Annotated in this window: 15 protein-coding genes; 6 read left to right on the top strand and 9 right to left on the bottom strand. The window is 71.6% G+C overall.

What is annotated here, in order from left to right:
* Positions 1-114: 114 nt before the first annotated feature.
* A complete protein-coding gene (locus CBM2586_RS02970) occupies positions 115-582 on the bottom strand; it encodes a hemerythrin domain-containing protein (RefSeq protein ID WP_115662903.1) in 468 nt (155 codons plus the stop codon).
* A gap of 361 nt (positions 583-943) precedes the next feature.
* Between CBM2586_RS02970 and CBM2586_RS02965 the strand changes: the two genes are divergently transcribed.
* Positions 944-1,591, top strand: a complete 648-nt coding sequence (locus tag CBM2586_RS02965) for a recombinase family protein (RefSeq protein ID WP_115662904.1) — start codon at positions 944-946, stop codon at positions 1,589-1,591.
* Positions 1,592-1,637: 46 nt separating this feature from the next.
* Positions 1,638-2,096: a hypothetical protein gene (locus CBM2586_RS02960; RefSeq protein ID WP_231942514.1), complete on the top strand. Its 459-nt coding sequence runs from the start codon at positions 1,638-1,640 to the stop codon at positions 2,094-2,096.
* A gap of 16 nt (positions 2,097-2,112) precedes the next feature.
* On the opposite strand, the gene CBM2586_RS02955 is transcribed toward CBM2586_RS02960, so the two are convergent.
* From CBM2586_RS02955 to CBM2586_RS02920, 8 genes are all read right to left on the bottom strand, one after another.
* Positions 2,113-3,060 (bottom strand): glycosyltransferase family 4 protein, encoded by a 948-nt coding sequence (locus tag CBM2586_RS02955; protein ID WP_115662905.1) that lies wholly within the window; start codon positions 3,058-3,060, stop codon positions 2,113-2,115.
* A complete protein-coding gene (locus CBM2586_RS02950) occupies positions 3,053-4,162 on the bottom strand; it encodes a glycosyltransferase family 9 protein (protein WP_373424192.1) in 1,110 nt (369 codons plus the stop codon). Before CBM2586_RS02950 ends, CBM2586_RS02955 begins: the two co-directional genes overlap by 8 nt.
* Positions 4,159-5,145: a glycosyltransferase family 2 protein gene (locus CBM2586_RS02945; protein WP_115686774.1), complete on the bottom strand. Its 987-nt coding sequence runs from the start codon at positions 5,143-5,145 to the stop codon at positions 4,159-4,161. Before CBM2586_RS02945 ends, CBM2586_RS02950 begins: the two co-directional genes overlap by 4 nt.
* Positions 5,132-6,889, bottom strand: a complete 1,758-nt coding sequence (locus CBM2586_RS02940) for a carbamoyltransferase family protein (protein ID WP_115686773.1) — start codon at positions 6,887-6,889, stop codon at positions 5,132-5,134. Before CBM2586_RS02940 ends, CBM2586_RS02945 begins: the two co-directional genes overlap by 14 nt.
* Positions 6,870-8,114 carry a glycosyltransferase family 9 protein gene (locus CBM2586_RS02935; RefSeq protein WP_115662908.1) on the bottom strand — a complete coding sequence of 415 codons (1,245 nt, stop codon included), beginning with the start codon at positions 8,112-8,114 and terminating at the stop codon, positions 6,870-6,872. The genes CBM2586_RS02940 and CBM2586_RS02935 overlap by 20 nt, the downstream gene beginning before the upstream one ends.
* Complete coding sequence (locus tag CBM2586_RS02930; protein WP_115686772.1) at positions 8,111-8,752, bottom strand: D-glycero-alpha-D-manno-heptose-1,7-bisphosphate 7-phosphatase; 642 nt, start codon at positions 8,750-8,752, stop codon at positions 8,111-8,113. The genes CBM2586_RS02935 and CBM2586_RS02930 overlap by 4 nt, the downstream gene beginning before the upstream one ends.
* Entirely contained in the window at positions 8,749-9,513 is a 765-nt protein-coding gene (locus CBM2586_RS02925) for an SDR family oxidoreductase (protein ID WP_231942515.1), read from the bottom strand. Before CBM2586_RS02925 ends, CBM2586_RS02930 begins: the two co-directional genes overlap by 4 nt.
* Before the next feature lie 204 nt (positions 9,514-9,717).
* On the bottom strand, positions 9,718-10,230 hold the full coding sequence (locus CBM2586_RS02920; protein WP_115688606.1) for a hypothetical protein: 513 nt from the start codon (positions 10,228-10,230) through the stop codon (positions 9,718-9,720).
* A gap of 389 nt (positions 10,231-10,619) precedes the next feature.
* On the opposite strand from CBM2586_RS02920, the gene CBM2586_RS02915 reads away from it, so the two are divergent.
* Genes CBM2586_RS02915 through CBM2586_RS02900 form a run of 4 tightly spaced genes read left to right on the top strand, consistent with a single transcriptional unit; the run spans position 10,620 to position 14,693 of the window.
* The gene (locus tag CBM2586_RS02915; RefSeq protein WP_115686771.1) at positions 10,620-11,891 is read left to right on the top strand and encodes a glycosyltransferase; all 1,272 of its coding nucleotides are present in this window, start codon (positions 10,620-10,622) and stop codon (positions 11,889-11,891) included.
* 51 nt (positions 11,892-11,942) lie between these two features.
* Positions 11,943-12,971, top strand: a complete 1,029-nt coding sequence (locus CBM2586_RS02910; RefSeq protein ID WP_115686770.1) for a UDP-glucuronic acid decarboxylase family protein — start codon at positions 11,943-11,945, stop codon at positions 12,969-12,971.
* Between the two features lie 30 nt (positions 12,972-13,001).
* A complete protein-coding gene (locus tag CBM2586_RS02905; RefSeq protein WP_115686769.1) occupies positions 13,002-13,769 on the top strand; it encodes a PIG-L family deacetylase in 768 nt (255 codons plus the stop codon).
* 15 nt (positions 13,770-13,784) lie between these two features.
* On the top strand, positions 13,785-14,693 hold the full coding sequence (locus CBM2586_RS02900) for a glycosyltransferase family 2 protein (RefSeq protein WP_115662913.1): 909 nt from the start codon (positions 13,785-13,787) through the stop codon (positions 14,691-14,693).
* Positions 14,694-14,702: the final 9 nt, after the last annotated feature.

The raw sequence follows: 14,702 nt of genomic DNA, 5'->3' as shown, positions 1-14,702 counted from the left end.
TGGTAACCGCCCGCCGGGGCGCGTGGGTGGCCCCGGCTTGTGCGAGTCCTTCAAATCCGCTGAAGCGGCGGGGCGCCGCGCACGCCCGGCGGCGCCCCGTCAGGCACTGCCGCCTCAGGCGGTCTCGCGCATCAGCTCTTCCTTGCGCGCGGCCATGGCCTGCGCCGCATCGCGCAGCTCGACCTTTTCCTTGATCACGTTCTTGAACAGCTCGCCTTCCTCTTCCTCGACGTGGTGGGAGACATATTCCGACAGCACCGTGAAGTTGGCCTCGAGCATGTCGCCGGCGGGATCTTCCTCGATTGCGGCGATCAGGTCCTTGGCGACCTGGTGCTCGACCTGGGCCTCGTCCAGCATGTCATCGATTTCCTCGCTGACGCCCCGCAATGCCGGATAGAAGATTTCTTCCTCGATGGTGGCGTGCACCGTGAGCTGATGGCACACGTCGAGCGCGATCGATTCCTTCTCGTCGCGGTCCTCGGTGTCCTTGAACGCCTTGAACTGCTTCTTGACTGCGCGGTGGTCGTCCATCAAGGCACCGAGTGCCTCGGCCTGGTCTGCGGGGATCTTCGACTTGTCCACGATTCTCTCCTGAGTGGGGAGCCGGCACTCCGGCTTCGCCCCGCAAGGCAGGCAGGTTCCGTGCCCACGCCGCAGCGGGCGCCATGGCGCGCGCATGGCGGGCCGACCTGCATGTCATTGCAATTCCTGCGCGAAGCCTTGTAATTGTGCCCGCGGCGGCGCGTGGGTCCGCGCATGGCGTGCCCGCATCGCCTTTGCGCGCCGGTTATAACGTTGCGCCAGGTTGCCGGGCGGCGGGAAGCGCGGCATGAAAGTTGCGGCAGCTAGGGCAATCGTTGCGTTAGCCCGCAACCAGCCGAACAGAATCCTCTGTCCGGACCGCCCTCACCAGCGCGCGGCGCCCGCGCCGTCCGACACCATCATGCCGACCACCTTCCTCTACTCCAATTGCGCCGATGCAGCGTCGGCGGTCCAGGACGAACTGGAGGCCGCCAGCGCCGCCGGCTATGGCGTCGATCCGCAACACGTGTTCTGGGAGGCCGCCCCCGCCTCGGTGCCGGCGTTGCAGCGCCCGCGCCTGCGCGCGCTGCAGCACCAGGTGCAGCCTGGCGACGCGGTGGTGGCGCTGCGCCTGTGCAGCCTGGGCTGGAGCGTGCCCGAAGTGCTGGCGACGGTCCGGCGCTTCCGCCTGCTTGGTGTGGCGCTGTACTGCGTGCAGCTGTCGCGCGATGACCTGGCCAGCGCGACGTCGCCCGATGCGGTCGAAGTATTGCGCGCGGTCGCCGCGCTCGAAGGCGCCACCCGCAGCGTGCGCGTGCGCGAGAGCCTGGCCGCGGCCAAGGCCATGGGGCGCCAGGTGGGCCGTCCGCCCAAGCACACGCCCGAACAGCGCCACGCCATCCTGAGCGCGCTGGCCGCGGGCTATTCGGTCAGCGAGACCGCGCGGCGCTTCAGCACGTCGCGCCAGACCGTGCTGCGCATCCGCGCCGCCGAGCCGCTGGCCCAGCGCGCGGCGGCGCTCGCCCTGGCCGACGCCGAGGAATCCGCCACCGAAACGGCGACGGAATGAAACCCGCCGCCACCCCGCGCGGCGCGGCTGTGTCGCGCCCCGCCACATGTCGCTGGCTGCCATGATCGACCGCCCGCCCGACGCCACCGAGCTGCCTGTGGCACTGGCCGAGGCCACCGGCTCGCGCGAGGCCACGCCCGTGACCGCGCGCTTTGCCAGGCCTACCCTGCTGCTCGAAACGCTGCTGGCGACGCGGCTGGAATTGCTCAGCCGCGACCACGGCTGGCCCCCGCATACGCTGGCGCAGCGCCGCGCCGTGCTGATGCGGCTATGGGAGCAGCGCGCGCCGGGACTGTTCGAGCAGGACGGCACCGCCGACAGCATCGAACGCTGCCTGCACGCGGCGTTTGCCGAAGCGGCTGCCGGACGCAGGCTGGAAGCGGCGCTGCAGTTCAAGCGCGCCTACTACCTGGTGTGCTGCACGGCATCGTCGGGCAGCCGCGCGCGGCTCCATGGCGGCCACGGCGGCGGCCGGATCGGCGGCAACGGCGGCAGGCCCGGCTAGCAGGCGCGTGTGGTGGTCACGCGCACAGCGCACGCAGGGTCTCGTCCCACTCCGCCACGAAGCGGCCGATGCCGAAGCGCTCGCGCGCCAGGCGGCAGCCGCGCTCGCCCCAGGCTCGCGCCAGTTCCGGATCGTCCAGCAGTTCGCGCATCACGCTGACCAGCACCTCGACGCGGGTATCGACATAGCCGTTGTTGCCGCTCTGGATCACCGTGGCCAGCTCGGTGGTGGCCAGCCCGACCACCGGCACCCCCAGCATCATCGCCTCCACCACCGCCAGCCCCAGGCTGGTGTAGCGGATCGGATTGAAGAAGAAGCGGTAGCGCGCGACCAACGCCGCCAGGTCCGGGTTGGCGACCTCGCCCAGTCCGCCCGCCTCCTGCGCCGCCATGCCGACCAGGTCCAGCGGCACCTGCTCGCGCACGCGTGCGAACAGGTCGGCGCCGAGCCGGCGGCCGCGCCGGGACAGGTGGTTGACCACGCTGATGCCGCGCGCCAGTTCACCGCTGTAGCGCACCGCCTGGTCGACCAGCACGCCGTGCTCGATCACCCGGCACGGGGTGACGCCGCTGTCCCACATCAGCGCGTTGAACGGGGTCACATGCACCAGCAGCATCGACGGATCCTGCACCGGGTGGCGCGTGTTGGTCGGGTGTTCCTGCGGCGGATCGTGTTCCAGGTAGAGCGCCGGCAGCGCGCGCTGCGCGGCGCTGAGCAGCGCTACGCGGTCATGCTCGTAATGATGCCGGTGCTGGTACAGCACGCAGTCGAAGCGGCCGGCCGGGACGGCGTCGTACGGCACCTCGTGCACGTTGGCGCCCCACGGCAAGGCGCCGCCGGCGCCGGCATAGCCGGGCGTGCCGTCATCGCGCGTGACCAGGTACAGCTCGTGCGGGATCTGCGACAGGTAATACAGGTAGTTCCCGTGCACGTGCCAGGTCAGGATGCGCAGCCGCCTAGCCATGTTTGCGCTCCCGGGCCGCCAGCGCCAGCGCGGCCTCCACCACGCTTGCCACGCTGACATTCGACGCGCACGGGTGTCCGGCGAGCGGGCAGCACTGGTGCATGCACGGACGGCATGGCGGCTGGTCGGCCAGCACGCGGTGCAGCGTGGTGTCGAGCGGCGCCCAGCGCGCGCTGTCGCTGCCGCACGACACCACCACGCTGGGTGTGCCCACCGCCGCGGCGATATGCGAGGCGCCGGTGTCATTGCACAGCAGCAGGCGCGCGTCGCGGATCAGCGCCGCGAGCGTGCCCAGCGCGGTCTGTCCGCACAGGTTGACCACCGGCTTGCCCAGGCGCCGCGCCAGCTGCGCCACCAGCCCGGCTTCGTCGCGGCTGCCGGTCAGCACCACCTTCCAGTGGCGCCGCAGCGCGCGCCCTGCCTCGGCAAAGCGCTCCACCGGCCAGCGCCGCGACAGCATGCGCGCGCCCGCGTGCAGGCAGACGTATTCACCGGCAACCAGCCCGTGCTCGGCGGCCAGCAGCCGCCAGCTGGCATGGTCGAGCGGGCGCAGCGGAAACGCCAGGCTGCGGTCCGCGCACGGATAGCCCAGCGCCTGCATCAGCGCCAGCAGCCGCTGGACCTCGTTGCCCTGCGGCCACGGCACCAGCACGCCGGTGCGGCTGCAGCGCGCCGCGGCGGGATCCGGGCAGAAGCCGGCCATGCGCCGGGCGCCGAGGCGCCGGACCACGGCGTTGGTCAGCGCGCCGCTGCCGTGCAGCTGGATCGCCAGGTCGAAGCGCGCCGCCTGCGCGGCCGCGTAGAACGGGCCCGCAGCGGCCTCGGCGCAGGGTTGTTCCGGCATCCCCGCCGCGCCGGGAAACACCATCAGGTCATCCACCAGCGCACTGAAGCGGGACACGAACTCCTGCGCCCACGGCAGGCCGATCAGCGTGATGCGGGCCTCGGGCTCGCCCGCGCGCAGCGCACGCAGCGCCGGCACCGCGCAGAGCATGTCGCCGAGCTGCAGCGCGCGGAACACCGCGATGCGCCGCACCCGCGCCGGATGCTGCGGACGCCGTGCGCGGGACGGGGCCTTGACCGGCTCGAGGCATGCGCTCATAGGAACACCACCCGGAACGCCAGCGCACCGCGCAGCCGCCAGTACAGCGACAGCGGCGGTATCAGCATGGAAGTGAACGCCATCTCGGCCACATGGGCCGGCGTCAGCGCCGCGCCGCGCAGGCGCCGCGCGCAGAATGCCGCGGTCAATCCCAGCCACAGCAGGCCCGACGCCGCGGCCACGGCAGGCGCGCCCGCCAGCCACGCGATCGGCGCGGCCAGCAGCGCCAGCACGGTCACGTAGTAGTGCCAGGGCGGCACGCGCCGGATGCGCTGCCGGTACAGGCGCGGATGCTTCTTGTACAGCAGCGCGTCGAAGTACACCTTGGCCTGCGCCGCCACGCTGCTGCCCCATGCGGCCGGCCGCACCGGATGCGCCACCACGGCCGCGGGCGCGCGCCCCACCGGGCAGACCTGCTCGATCAGGCGAAACTGCAGGTCCGAATCCTCGCGCCATGCGCGCGTGAAGCGCTCGTCGAAGCCGCCGATGCGCAGCAGCGCGTCGCGACGGACGAAGCAATTGGCGGTGACGAACTCGGCGTGCGCAAGGCCGCCGGTATCGCGCTCGTGGTCGGTCGGCCGCGCCGGCAGCGGCACGTGCACGGTGCCGGCCACCGCGCAGCACTCCGGCTGGTCCGCGAGCGCGGCGCAGCCCGCTTCGAGCCAGCCCGGTTCCGGCACGGTGTCGTCGTCGGTAAACGCGATCACCGACGCGCGCGCGCGGCGCCAGCCCGCATTGCGCGCGCCCGACGGCCCCTGCGTGCCCGGCACCGGCACATAGCGCAGCGCATGGTGCGGATGCTGCGCGGCCATCAGCGCCACCAGCCGTTCGATGCGGGCCTCGCAGCCATCGTCGGCAACGATGATCTCGTACGCCTGCGGCGGCAGGCGCTGCGCACACAGCGCCTGCAGGCAGCGCGCCAGCAGCGCCGGGCGGCGCCAGGTGGGCACCACCACCGCGACCCGTGGCTCAGGCCTGTCCACGGGCGCCTCCGGCAGGTTTTTCCAGCAGGAACGGGCCGATCACCAGCGCGTCCAGCGGCGAGGTCCAGAAACACTCTACCGCATCGCGCGGCGTGCACACGATGGGCTCGCCGCGCGTGTTGAACGAGGTGTTGACCAGGATCGGCACGCCGGTGCGGCGCTCGAACGCGGCCAGCAGGTCGTAGTAGGCCGGGTTCTGCTCGCGCCGCACGGTCTGCACGCGCGCGGTGCCGTCGACGTGGCAGACCGCGGGAATGCGCGCCGCCTGCTCGGGGCGCACGTCGTAGATAAACAGCATGAACGGCGCTTCGCCGCGCCCGGGCTTGGCCGCGCTGAACCAGTCCGGCGCGCGCTCCTGCATCACCACCGGCGCCACCGGGCGGAAGTCCTCGCGGTCCTTGATCTGGTTCAGCCGCTGCTGCATGCCGGGATCGATCGGCGACGCCAGGATCGAGCGGGCCCCCAGCGCGCGCGGACCAAACTCCATGCGGCCCTGGAACCAGCCGATGATCTTGTTCTGCGCCAGCAGCTCGGCGGTCTGCCCGGCGAGGTCGTCGAGCCGGCGGTAGGACAGCCTGGCCCAGTCGAGGAAGGCCGCGATCTCGTCCTCGCCATACGCCGGCCCCAGGTAGGCGTGCTCCATCGACCATTGCCGCGCCGGACGTCCGCGTTGCACGAAGTCGATCCACAGCGCCGCGCCCAGCGCGGTGCCGGCGTCCCCGGCGGCCGGCTGGACCCAGACCTCGTCGAACGGGCTCTGGTCGCGCACGCGCGCGTTCATCACGCAGTTCAGCGCCACGCCGCCGGCCATGGCCAGCTGCCGTTCGCCGGTGGCCTGGGCCAGCCAGGTGGTCATGCCGACCACGGTTTCCTCCAGCACCTCCTGCAGCGAGCGCGCGATGTCGAAATGCGCGGCGCCGAAGGCCTCGCCGCGCTGGCGCGGCGGTCCCAGCAAGGTTTCCAGGTCGGGCTGGGCCACGTGGTAGCCACCTTCGGCATCGCGCCGGACCATGTCGCGGAACACGCCAAGGTGCGCGGGCTTGCCGTAGGAGGCGAGCGCCATCACCTTGTACTCGTCCGACGAATGCAGGAAGCCCAGGTGGCGCGTGACGCGTTCGTACAGCAGGCCGAGCGAGTCCGGCAGGTCGATCTGCTTGATGCGCCGGTACTCCTTGCCGTCGAACACGCCGTAGCTGGTGGTGGCGCGTTCGCCGCGGCCGTCCATGGTCAGCACCGCGCAGCGCGCGAACGGCGCCGCCAGGAAGGCGCTGGCCTCGTGCCCCATGTGGTGCTCGACGAAATGCCAGCGAAACGGCCCGTCGTGGCGCACGCCGGCGAAGCGCGCGGCCAGGTGGTGCGGTGCGCCGCCGGCCAGTTGCCGCGGCGCATTGACCACGTACGACAGGAACAGCGGGTCCCACGGCGACTCGTGCCCGCCGGGCGCGCCCTGCGCCGACGGTTCCAGCGGCAGCGTCACGGTGGCGTCATGCCGGCGCGCGCCCAGCATCAGCGCGGGGTCGAACGCGTAGGCAACATGGTCAACCTCGCGCAGCGCGATGCCGGCCTCGCCCAGGCAATAGTCGATGGCGTGGAACGGCAGTTCCCACGCCGTGAACGGCACCGGGCGCTTGCCATGCTTGATATGCGTGAAGCGCTCGTCCTCCGCGGCGGCGACGACCTCGCCATCGCGCACCAGGCAGGCGGCGGAATCATGGTAGGCGGCGTTAATGCCAAGGGTGTACATGGTCGGCCTCGTCATGGGGGATATGGCGGGTTGCACTGTCGTCCGGCATGGACTTCAAGGCGTCGGACCCGGCCGGCGGTGCCGCCGCGCCGGCGAGCGCGCCGGGCCACGGCAGTTCGACCGCGGGCATGCTGTCGGGATGGCCGCCCAGCAGCGCCAGCGCGGCCTGCACCGCGTGCGCGGCCGGCACGTCTTCCAGGCAGCGATGATGTCCCTGCGGGCACATGCTCTTGTAGCAATAGCGGCACGGCACATCGGCAAACAGCGTGCGGTGCGGCACCTGCCAGGGGGTGTGCTGCGGGTTGGTCAGCGCGTACAGGTCCACCACCGGCGTGCCCAGCGCAGCGGCCAGGTGGACCGGGCCGGTGTTGTTCGACACCAGCAGGTCGGCGGCTTCCAGCAATGCGCCCATTTCGCCCAGGCGCAAGGCGCCGGCGAGCGGCACCACGCGCGCGTGGCCGGCCGCGGCGCAGACCGCGCGCACGATGTCGTGCTCGGCGGCATCGCCGGTCACCAGCACGTGCGCGCCCGCCTGCACCGCCAGCGCGTGCGCCACCTGCGCAAAGCGCGCCGGCGGCCAGCGCCGCGACGGCGCGCTGGCGCCGGGATGCACCACCACCACCGGCCCGCTGCGCCCGCCGCGAATGGCGGCCAGGCGCCCCGCGACCGCGGTGCGGTCCGACGCCAGCACGCGAAAACGCAGGTGCGTATCGCGCGGGATCGCCCCAACCTGCGCCACCAGGTCGAGCTGGCGCTGCGCCTCGTGGCGCGGACGCTGGCCCGGCTGCGTGCCCGGCTCGGCGTCGGGGACCCAGTCGCTCAGCAAGGCGTAGGGGTTCTCGCGGCAGCAGGCCAGCCGCAGCGGAATGCCCGCCAGCGCGCACAGCACCGCGGCGGGCAAGGGACTCTGGCTGTAGACGGTAAAGATCACCGCCGCGTCGAAGCGGAAACGTGCCAGCCAGCGCGCGCAGGCGGCAATCTCCGGTCCGGGCGCCGGCGCCGACCGGGCCTCCGGGTGCTTCGCCCAGGGCGCGTCCCAGGCCAGCACGCGGCTGACCATCGGCAGGTGCGGCGCCAGTGCCGCCGCGCTGTGCGAAGTCAGCAGCGTCAGCCGGCGGGCCGGCAGCGCATCGGCCAGCGCCTGCAGCGCCGGCGTGCTCATCAGCACGTCGCCCATATTGTCGAGGCGCACGCACAGCACGCTGCGAGCGGATTGCCAGCTCATGGCGCCTCCGCATGGCATGGTGACGCGGCCGGCGATGCAGCAGCGGCGACCTCCCGCGCGGCCCGGGTGCGCGCAACCACCAGGCGCGCGGCGGCGTCCAGCGTGGGCACCACGTAGTCGGCCTGGCGCGCGGGCGACAGCTGCCATTCGGTCTCGTTGCCGCAGTCGACCAGCACGGTGGTGCAGCCCGCGCGGTTGCCGGCCTCGACGTCATTGAGGATGTCGCCGATCATCCAGGACCGCGCCAGGTCGAGCCGCAATGCCGCGGCCGCCTGCAGCAGCAGCCCCGGCATCGGCTTGCGGCACAGGCACGCGCGCGCGTAGGGCGCGACCTGTCCTTCGGGATGATGCGGGCAATACCAGAAGCCGGCCAGCGTGGCGCCATGCTCGGCAAACAGCGCCGCCAGCCGTGCGCGCACCGGCTCCAGCGCGGCCTCGCTGTGCAGGCCACGCGCCACCCCGGCCTGGTTGGTCACCACCACCAGCGGCAGGCCTAGGCCGCCCAGCAGCCGCAACGCGGCGGCGGCGCCTGGCGCAAGCCGCATGCACGCCGGGTCGACGTTATAGGGCACGTCGTGCAAGACCGTGCCGTCCTTGTCCAGCAGCACGGCAGCGCGCAGCGGGGGTGCGGGGCTCATGGCCACGAGGTCTCCTTCATGGGCAGCACCATCACCTCGGGGATCACGGTTTCTTCCGGCTGTGTCAGCACGAAGCGCACCGCGTTGGCGACATTGGCCGGATCCTGCAGGTTGCCCTGGTCGATGTCGGGAAAGCGGTCGAGCAGGAACGGCGTGCGCATGCCGCCCGCGACGATTGCCGACACCTTGATCCCGTGCGGCCGCAGTTCCGCGTGCAGTGCGTGCGAGAAGCCCAGCAGCCCCCACTTGGTGGCGTGGTAGGCCGAGGCATTGGGCCACGCGCGCTTGGACGCGGTCGAGGCAATGTTGACGATATGCCCCCCGCCCTGCGCCTTCAGCACCGGCACCGCGGCATGCGCCATCAGGTAGGGGCCGTACAGGTTGACCATCAGCACCTTGCGCCAGGTCTCGGCATCGACCTCGTCCACCGGCAGCGTGATGTCGATGGCGGCGTTGTTGACGATGCCGTCGAGGCGCCCGCCACGCGCGCGCAGCGAGTCGAAGGCGGCGCGCACGGAAGCCGGATCCGAGACATCCAGGTGCAGGGGCCACGCCTGCGCGCCGGCCTCGGCCAGCGCGCCGGCGCTGTCGCGCGCGAGCCGGTCGTCGATATCGGCGACGATCACGGCCGCGCCGGACGTGCCCAGCGTGCGGCAGATGGCGGCGCCGAGCCCGCGGCCCGCGCCGCTGACGAGGTAGGTGCGGTCCTGCAGCGGCATGGCAGTCTCGGTGTGCGCGGCTGCGCGTGGCGAAGTTTGCATGGTGGTTCCTTGTCAGTCGGCTGGTGGTGTTGGACGGCGATTCGGGCGACTAACCGACAACGAATCGGACATCGAATCGGACATCGACTACCGTGCCCTGGCGGCATCGGCATGCTGCGTCCCGGACAGGCATCCCATGGTGCGCAGGCTTGCTGCCGGTGCGAAATGTGTGCCAACAGTCAGGCGAACACGCGTGCGCCGCCGTCAGCCGGCCGGCCGGGCGCGCACGCAAGACCCCTGCGCCACGGCCCGCAGCAGCATCGCCACGCAGCCGGCAAAGGCCTCGTCGTACCATGCATTGGCACCGCTGACGGCGACTACGATGCCATCCACCACGACGGCGCCGCCGAGCATGCTGTCGTCGCTGCGCAGCCGGTGCGGGCTGCAGTGGACCACCTGCGCGCTGGCCATGCCGGTGCGCCAGCTGAGGCTGGCCTTGGCGCGCGCATAGCGGCTGTAGTCGGCATCCCACGCCTCGCGCGATGGCAGCGAATGCTCATAGAGGATCGCTTCCTCGAAGGCGCAATCGCCCGGCTGCAGCGTCGGATCCATCACGACCACGTGCATGCAGCCGCTCTCGCCGACGGCCTTGTCGCGCAGCGAGTGCAGCAGCATCGGCAACGCCAGCTCGATCGCGCGCCGCGCCGCGGCGGGATCGCTGAAGCGGCTGGCGCCGGCATGGGAAGCACGGGACGGCTGGCCCGCATCTGGGATCATGGGCATGGGCGACTCCATCGATGGTTGAACGGCAGGCCGTCGCGGCAGCGCGTGCAGCGAGACCTGCATGGGCCATCGACGCAGCAAGCATCGGGCCGGTTGCAACGCTGCGCACCGCGCGTCGGCAAACGAAAGATCGGTAAGCGCAAATTACAAACGGGCGGCGTAAGAATGACCAAACCGGGTCTTGCGCCGGGCCGTGCGTCTTCTACGCAATGCGGTACCCCGCAGCCCACGGAGAACCGCTATATCGCTTCTCCATCGGTTCCCTCGCCCGGCGTTTTTTTTAACCGTGTTCTGCCGGCGCCGATGGCACGCTAGCTGCAAGGGGCACCACCTCCCATCCACGCCCGCGTTCGCGGGCACGGCTGCAAACACCGGAGCCCACCATGCGCAAGATCGCGCTGATCAGCGAACATGCCTCGCCACTCGCCAGTGTCGGCAGCACCGACTGTGGCGGCCAGAACATCTATGTGGCGCATCTTGCAAGGCAGCTTGGCAGCCGCGGCTACCAGGTCGATGTCTTCACCCGGCGCGACAAGGCGCTGTTGCCCGAGGTGGTGGCGTTCGCGCCCAACGTGCGCGTGATCCACGTCACCGCCGGGCCGCCGGTGCAGATCCCGAAGGAACAGTTGCTGCCCTATATGGAGGACTTCGGCACGTTCCTGACGGAGTTCCTGCGCCGCGATGCCGCTGGCTATGACGTGCTCCATGCCAACTTCTTCATGTCCGGGCTGGCCGCGCTGCGCGCGCACCACACGCTCGGCATCCCGCTGGTGATGACCTTCCATGCGCTGGGCAAGGTGCGCAGGCTGCACCAGGGCAGCACCGACGGCTTCCCCGACGACCGCTTCGGCATCGAGGACACGCTGGTGCGCGAGGCCGACTGCGTGGTGGCGGAGTGTCCGCAGGACCTGGACGACCTCGTCAACCTGTACAGTGCCGACCCCACGCGCGTGCAGACCGTGCCGTGCGGTTTCGACGCGGCCGAGTTCGCTCCGGTGGCGCGCGACGCGGCGCGGCGCGCACTGGGGTGGCCACTACAGGGGTTCCGCGTGCTGCAGCTGGGACGGCTGGTGCCGCGCAAGGGCATCGACAACGTGATCCGTGCGCTGGGATGCCTGCGCCGCGACACCGGCCTCGACGCCACCCTGTACGTGGTGGGTGGCAACGCCGAGCAGCCCAGCGTGCAGGCCACGCCGGAAATCGGCCGGCTGCGGGACGTGGCCAGCGCCGAGGGCGTGGCCGAACGTGTGGTGTTTACCGGGCGGCGCGGGCGCGACACGTTGCGCCTGTTCTACAGCGCCGCCGATGTCTTCGTGACCACGCCGTGGTACGAGCCCTTCGGCATCACGCCGGTGGAAGCGATGGCGTGCGGCGCGCCGGTGATCGGCGCCGACGTCGGCGGCATCCGTTCCACGGTGGTGGACGGGCACACCGGCTTCCTGGTGCCGCCCAAGGCCCCGGCAGCACTGGCGGCGCGGCTGGCAGAGCTGGCCGCCGACCCGGCGCTGGCGCGCAAGCTGGGCGAAGCGGGCCGGCGCCGCGCGCAGGCGCATTTCACCTGGGCCGGCGTGGCCCGGCAGATGGAGGCGGTCTATGCGCGCGTCTGCACCGGCGCGCCCGCGCTGCAAGCTGGCGCCCGCCGCGCCGCGGCCTGAGGCCGGCGCGGTGGCAGGCCCGCACCCGCAAGCAATCCAAGGAGAGCGGAAATGAAGGAAAGCGATCGCAAGCGCATCCTAGTCACCGGCGGCGCGGGATTCCTCGGCTCGCACCTGTGCGAGCGCCTGGTGCGCGCCGGGCAGGACGTGCTGTGCGTGGACAACTTCTACACGGGCACCAAGGAGAACATCGCGCACCTGCTGGGCCGGACCAATTTCGAGCTGCTGCGGCACGACGTGACCTTCCCGCTGTATGTGGAAGTCGACGAGATCTACAACCTCGCGTGCCCGGCCTCGCCGGTGCACTACCAGCACGACCCGGTGCAAACCACCAAGACCAGCGTCAACGGCGCCATCAACATGCTGGGACTGGCCAAGCGGCTCAGGGCGCGCATCCTGCAGGCCTCGACCAGCGAAGTCTATGGCGACCCCGAGCATCATCCGCAGCGGGAAGGGTACTGGGGCCACGTCAATCCGGTGGGGATCCGCTCCTGCTACGACGAAGGCAAGCGCTGCGCCGAGACCCTGTTCATGGACTACCACCGCCAGCACGGGCTGGACGTGCGCATCGCGCGCATCTTCAACACCTACGGGCCGCGCATGCATCCTGCCGACGGCCGTGTGGTATCGAACTTCATCACCCAGGCGCTGGCCGGGCAGCCGCTGACGGTTTACGGCGACGGCGCGCAGACGCGCGCCTTCTGCTATGTCGACGACATGGTCGACGCGCTGATACGGCTGATGGAAGCGCCCGCCAGTGGCATGCCGGTCAACCTGGGCAACCCGCGCGAAACCACCATGCTCGAGATTGCGCAGGCGGTGCTGCGCGCCACCGGCTCGCGGTCGCGCATCGCGATGCGGCCGCTGCCGGCCGACGACCCGCACCAGCGCTGCCCCGACATCACGCTGGCGCGCCAGCTGCTGGGCTGGGAGCCGCACACCGCGCTGGAAGACGGCCTGCGCCGCACCGTCGATTACTTTGCCGCGCGGCTCGCCGCGCAGGCGCATGCCGAAGGCGCGCCCGGCAATGTGGTGCCGGTGTCCGCCACCGCGCGCGAAGCGCGTGCCGCGCTCAGTTGACGGCGTGCCGGAGCGCGCAAGGGGGGCGGCATGGGTACGGCGATGGTGGTCGATCTCGCCGCGGCGGTGACCGTGATCTCGCCGCACCTGGACGATGCCGTGTTCAGCTGCGGCGGGCTGCTCGCAGCCGCGCGCGCGGCGCGTGTGGTGACGGTGTTCGCGGGCGTGCCGCCGGCGGACATGCCGGCCCCCGACTGGGACCAGGCCGCCGGCTTCGCCAGCGCCGAGCAGGCGGTGCTGTCGCGCCGCCGCGAGGACAACCACGCGCTCACCATGCTGGGCGCGCACGCGGTGTGGCTGGACTTCTGGGACAGCCAGTATGGCCGCTGCTACACCGCCCGACAGCTTGCCGACGCCCTGCATACCGTGCTGCTGATGCAGACCGAAGGCGTGGTGGTGGCTCCGCTGGGGCTGTTCCATTCCGACCATGCCCTGGTGCATGACGCCTGCCGGCTGCTGATGCTGGCCGCGCACGCGCGCGGCCCGGCCTGGAGCACGCCCGCAGCCGCACCTGTGGCCACACCTGCCGCCGCGCCGCCGGTGCAGTGGCTCTATTACGAGGACGCGATCTACCGCCGCATGCCCGGCCTGCTGCAGCAGCGTCTGGTGCAATGCTGGGACAGCGGCCTGCGTGCCACGCCCGTCAACCTGCCGGTGACGCAGTACCTGACGCAGAAGAGCTACGCGCTCAACGCTTACCAGAGCCAGTTGCAGCTGTTCAGCGAAGACCGGCTGTGCGACCTGTGCGCCCCCGAGCGCTACTGGATGCTGCAGCCGGCCGGCGCCGGCCCTGCCTGAGCCGTGCCCATTCCCATGCCGATACCGACCACCGCTTCCCCTGCCCGCCGTGCCCCGCGCGCCTCGCCTTGCGACATCAGCGTGGTGGTGCTGACGCACAACCGGCGCGAGTCGGTGCGCACCGCGCTGGCGCGCCTGAGCGCGCTGCCGGAGCGCCCGCCCATCGCCGTGGTCGACAACGCCTCGGACGACGGCACCGCGGCCATGGTGCGCAGCGAGTTCCCCCACGCCGCACTGCTGCGCAGCGCGCGCAACCTGGGCGCGGCCGGCCGCAACCTGGGCGCGGACTGGGCCCGCACCCGCTATGTCGCCTTCTGCGACGACGACTGCTGGTGGGCGCCCGGCTCGCTGTCGGCGGCGTGCGCCATGTTCGAGCGCCATCCACGCGTCGCCGCGCTGACGGCGCGCATCCTGGTGGGCGAGCAGCGCGGCGAAGACCCGACCTGCACACGCATGGCGGCCAGTCCGCTGCCCTCGGCGAGGCTGCCGGGCCGTGCGATCCTGGGCCTGATGGCGGGCGCCACCGCATTCCGCACCGATGCCTTCCGCCAGGCCGGCGGCTACCATCCGCGCTTCTTCCTCGGCGGCGAGGAAACGCTGCTGGCGCTGGACCTGGCCGCACATGGCTGGCAGCTGGTGTACGCGCCGCAGCTGGTGGTGCACCACCATCCCAGTCCGCTGCGCAATCCCGCGCAGCGCCGCTCGCTGCTGGCGCGCAATGCGATCTGGTCGGCCTGGCTGCGGCTGCCTTGGCACCTGGCGCTGGGCGAGACCGCGGCGGCATTGCCACAGCTGTGGCGCTGCCAGGGATGGCGCGGCCTGGTCGAGGTGATGGGCGGCATGCCATGGGTGTGGCAGGAACGGCGCGTGATCCCGGCAGAGGTGCTGACGCTGCGCCGCCGGCTGCGCGAGCCGCGCGCCTGAGGAAGCCGC

Source organism: Cupriavidus taiwanensis, from assembly GCF_900250115.1.
Lineage (GTDB): Bacteria > Pseudomonadota > Gammaproteobacteria > Burkholderiales > Burkholderiaceae > Cupriavidus > Cupriavidus taiwanensis_B.
Note: the sequence above shows the minus strand (reverse complement) of the source record. Positions and strands in the feature narration are given on the sequence as shown.

Coding starts and splice junctions, on each gene's coding strand:
- CBM2586_RS02935 (WP_115662908.1), bottom strand. CDS start 8,114: ATGAGCTGGCAATCCGCTCGCAGCGTGCTGTGCGTGCGCCTCGACAAT.
- CBM2586_RS02900 (WP_115662913.1), top strand. CDS start 13,785: ATGCCGATACCGACCACCGCTTCCCCTGCCCGCCGTGCCCCGCGCGCC.
- CBM2586_RS02965 (WP_115662904.1), top strand. CDS start 944: ATGCCGACCACCTTCCTCTACTCCAATTGCGCCGATGCAGCGTCGGCG.
- CBM2586_RS02905 (WP_115686769.1), top strand. CDS start 13,002: ATGGGTACGGCGATGGTGGTCGATCTCGCCGCGGCGGTGACCGTGATC.
- CBM2586_RS02940 (WP_115686773.1), bottom strand. CDS start 6,889: ATGTACACCCTTGGCATTAACGCCGCCTACCATGATTCCGCCGCCTGC.
- CBM2586_RS02930 (WP_115686772.1), bottom strand. CDS start 8,752: ATGAGCCCCGCACCCCCGCTGCGCGCTGCCGTGCTGCTGGACAAGGAC.
- CBM2586_RS02910 (WP_115686770.1), top strand. CDS start 11,943: ATGAAGGAAAGCGATCGCAAGCGCATCCTAGTCACCGGCGGCGCGGGA.
- CBM2586_RS02920 (WP_115688606.1), bottom strand. CDS start 10,230: ATGATCCCAGATGCGGGCCAGCCGTCCCGTGCTTCCCATGCCGGCGCC.
- CBM2586_RS02915 (WP_115686771.1), top strand. CDS start 10,620: ATGCGCAAGATCGCGCTGATCAGCGAACATGCCTCGCCACTCGCCAGT.
- CBM2586_RS02950 (WP_373424192.1), bottom strand. CDS start 4,162: ATGAGCGCATGCCTCGAGCCGGTCAAGGCCCCGTCCCGCGCACGGCGT.
- CBM2586_RS02925 (WP_231942515.1), bottom strand. CDS start 9,513: ATGCAAACTTCGCCACGCGCAGCCGCGCACACCGAGACTGCCATGCCG.
- CBM2586_RS02960 (WP_231942514.1), top strand. CDS start 1,638: ATGTCGCTGGCTGCCATGATCGACCGCCCGCCCGACGCCACCGAGCTG.
- CBM2586_RS02955 (WP_115662905.1), bottom strand. CDS start 3,060: ATGGCTAGGCGGCTGCGCATCCTGACCTGGCACGTGCACGGGAACTAC.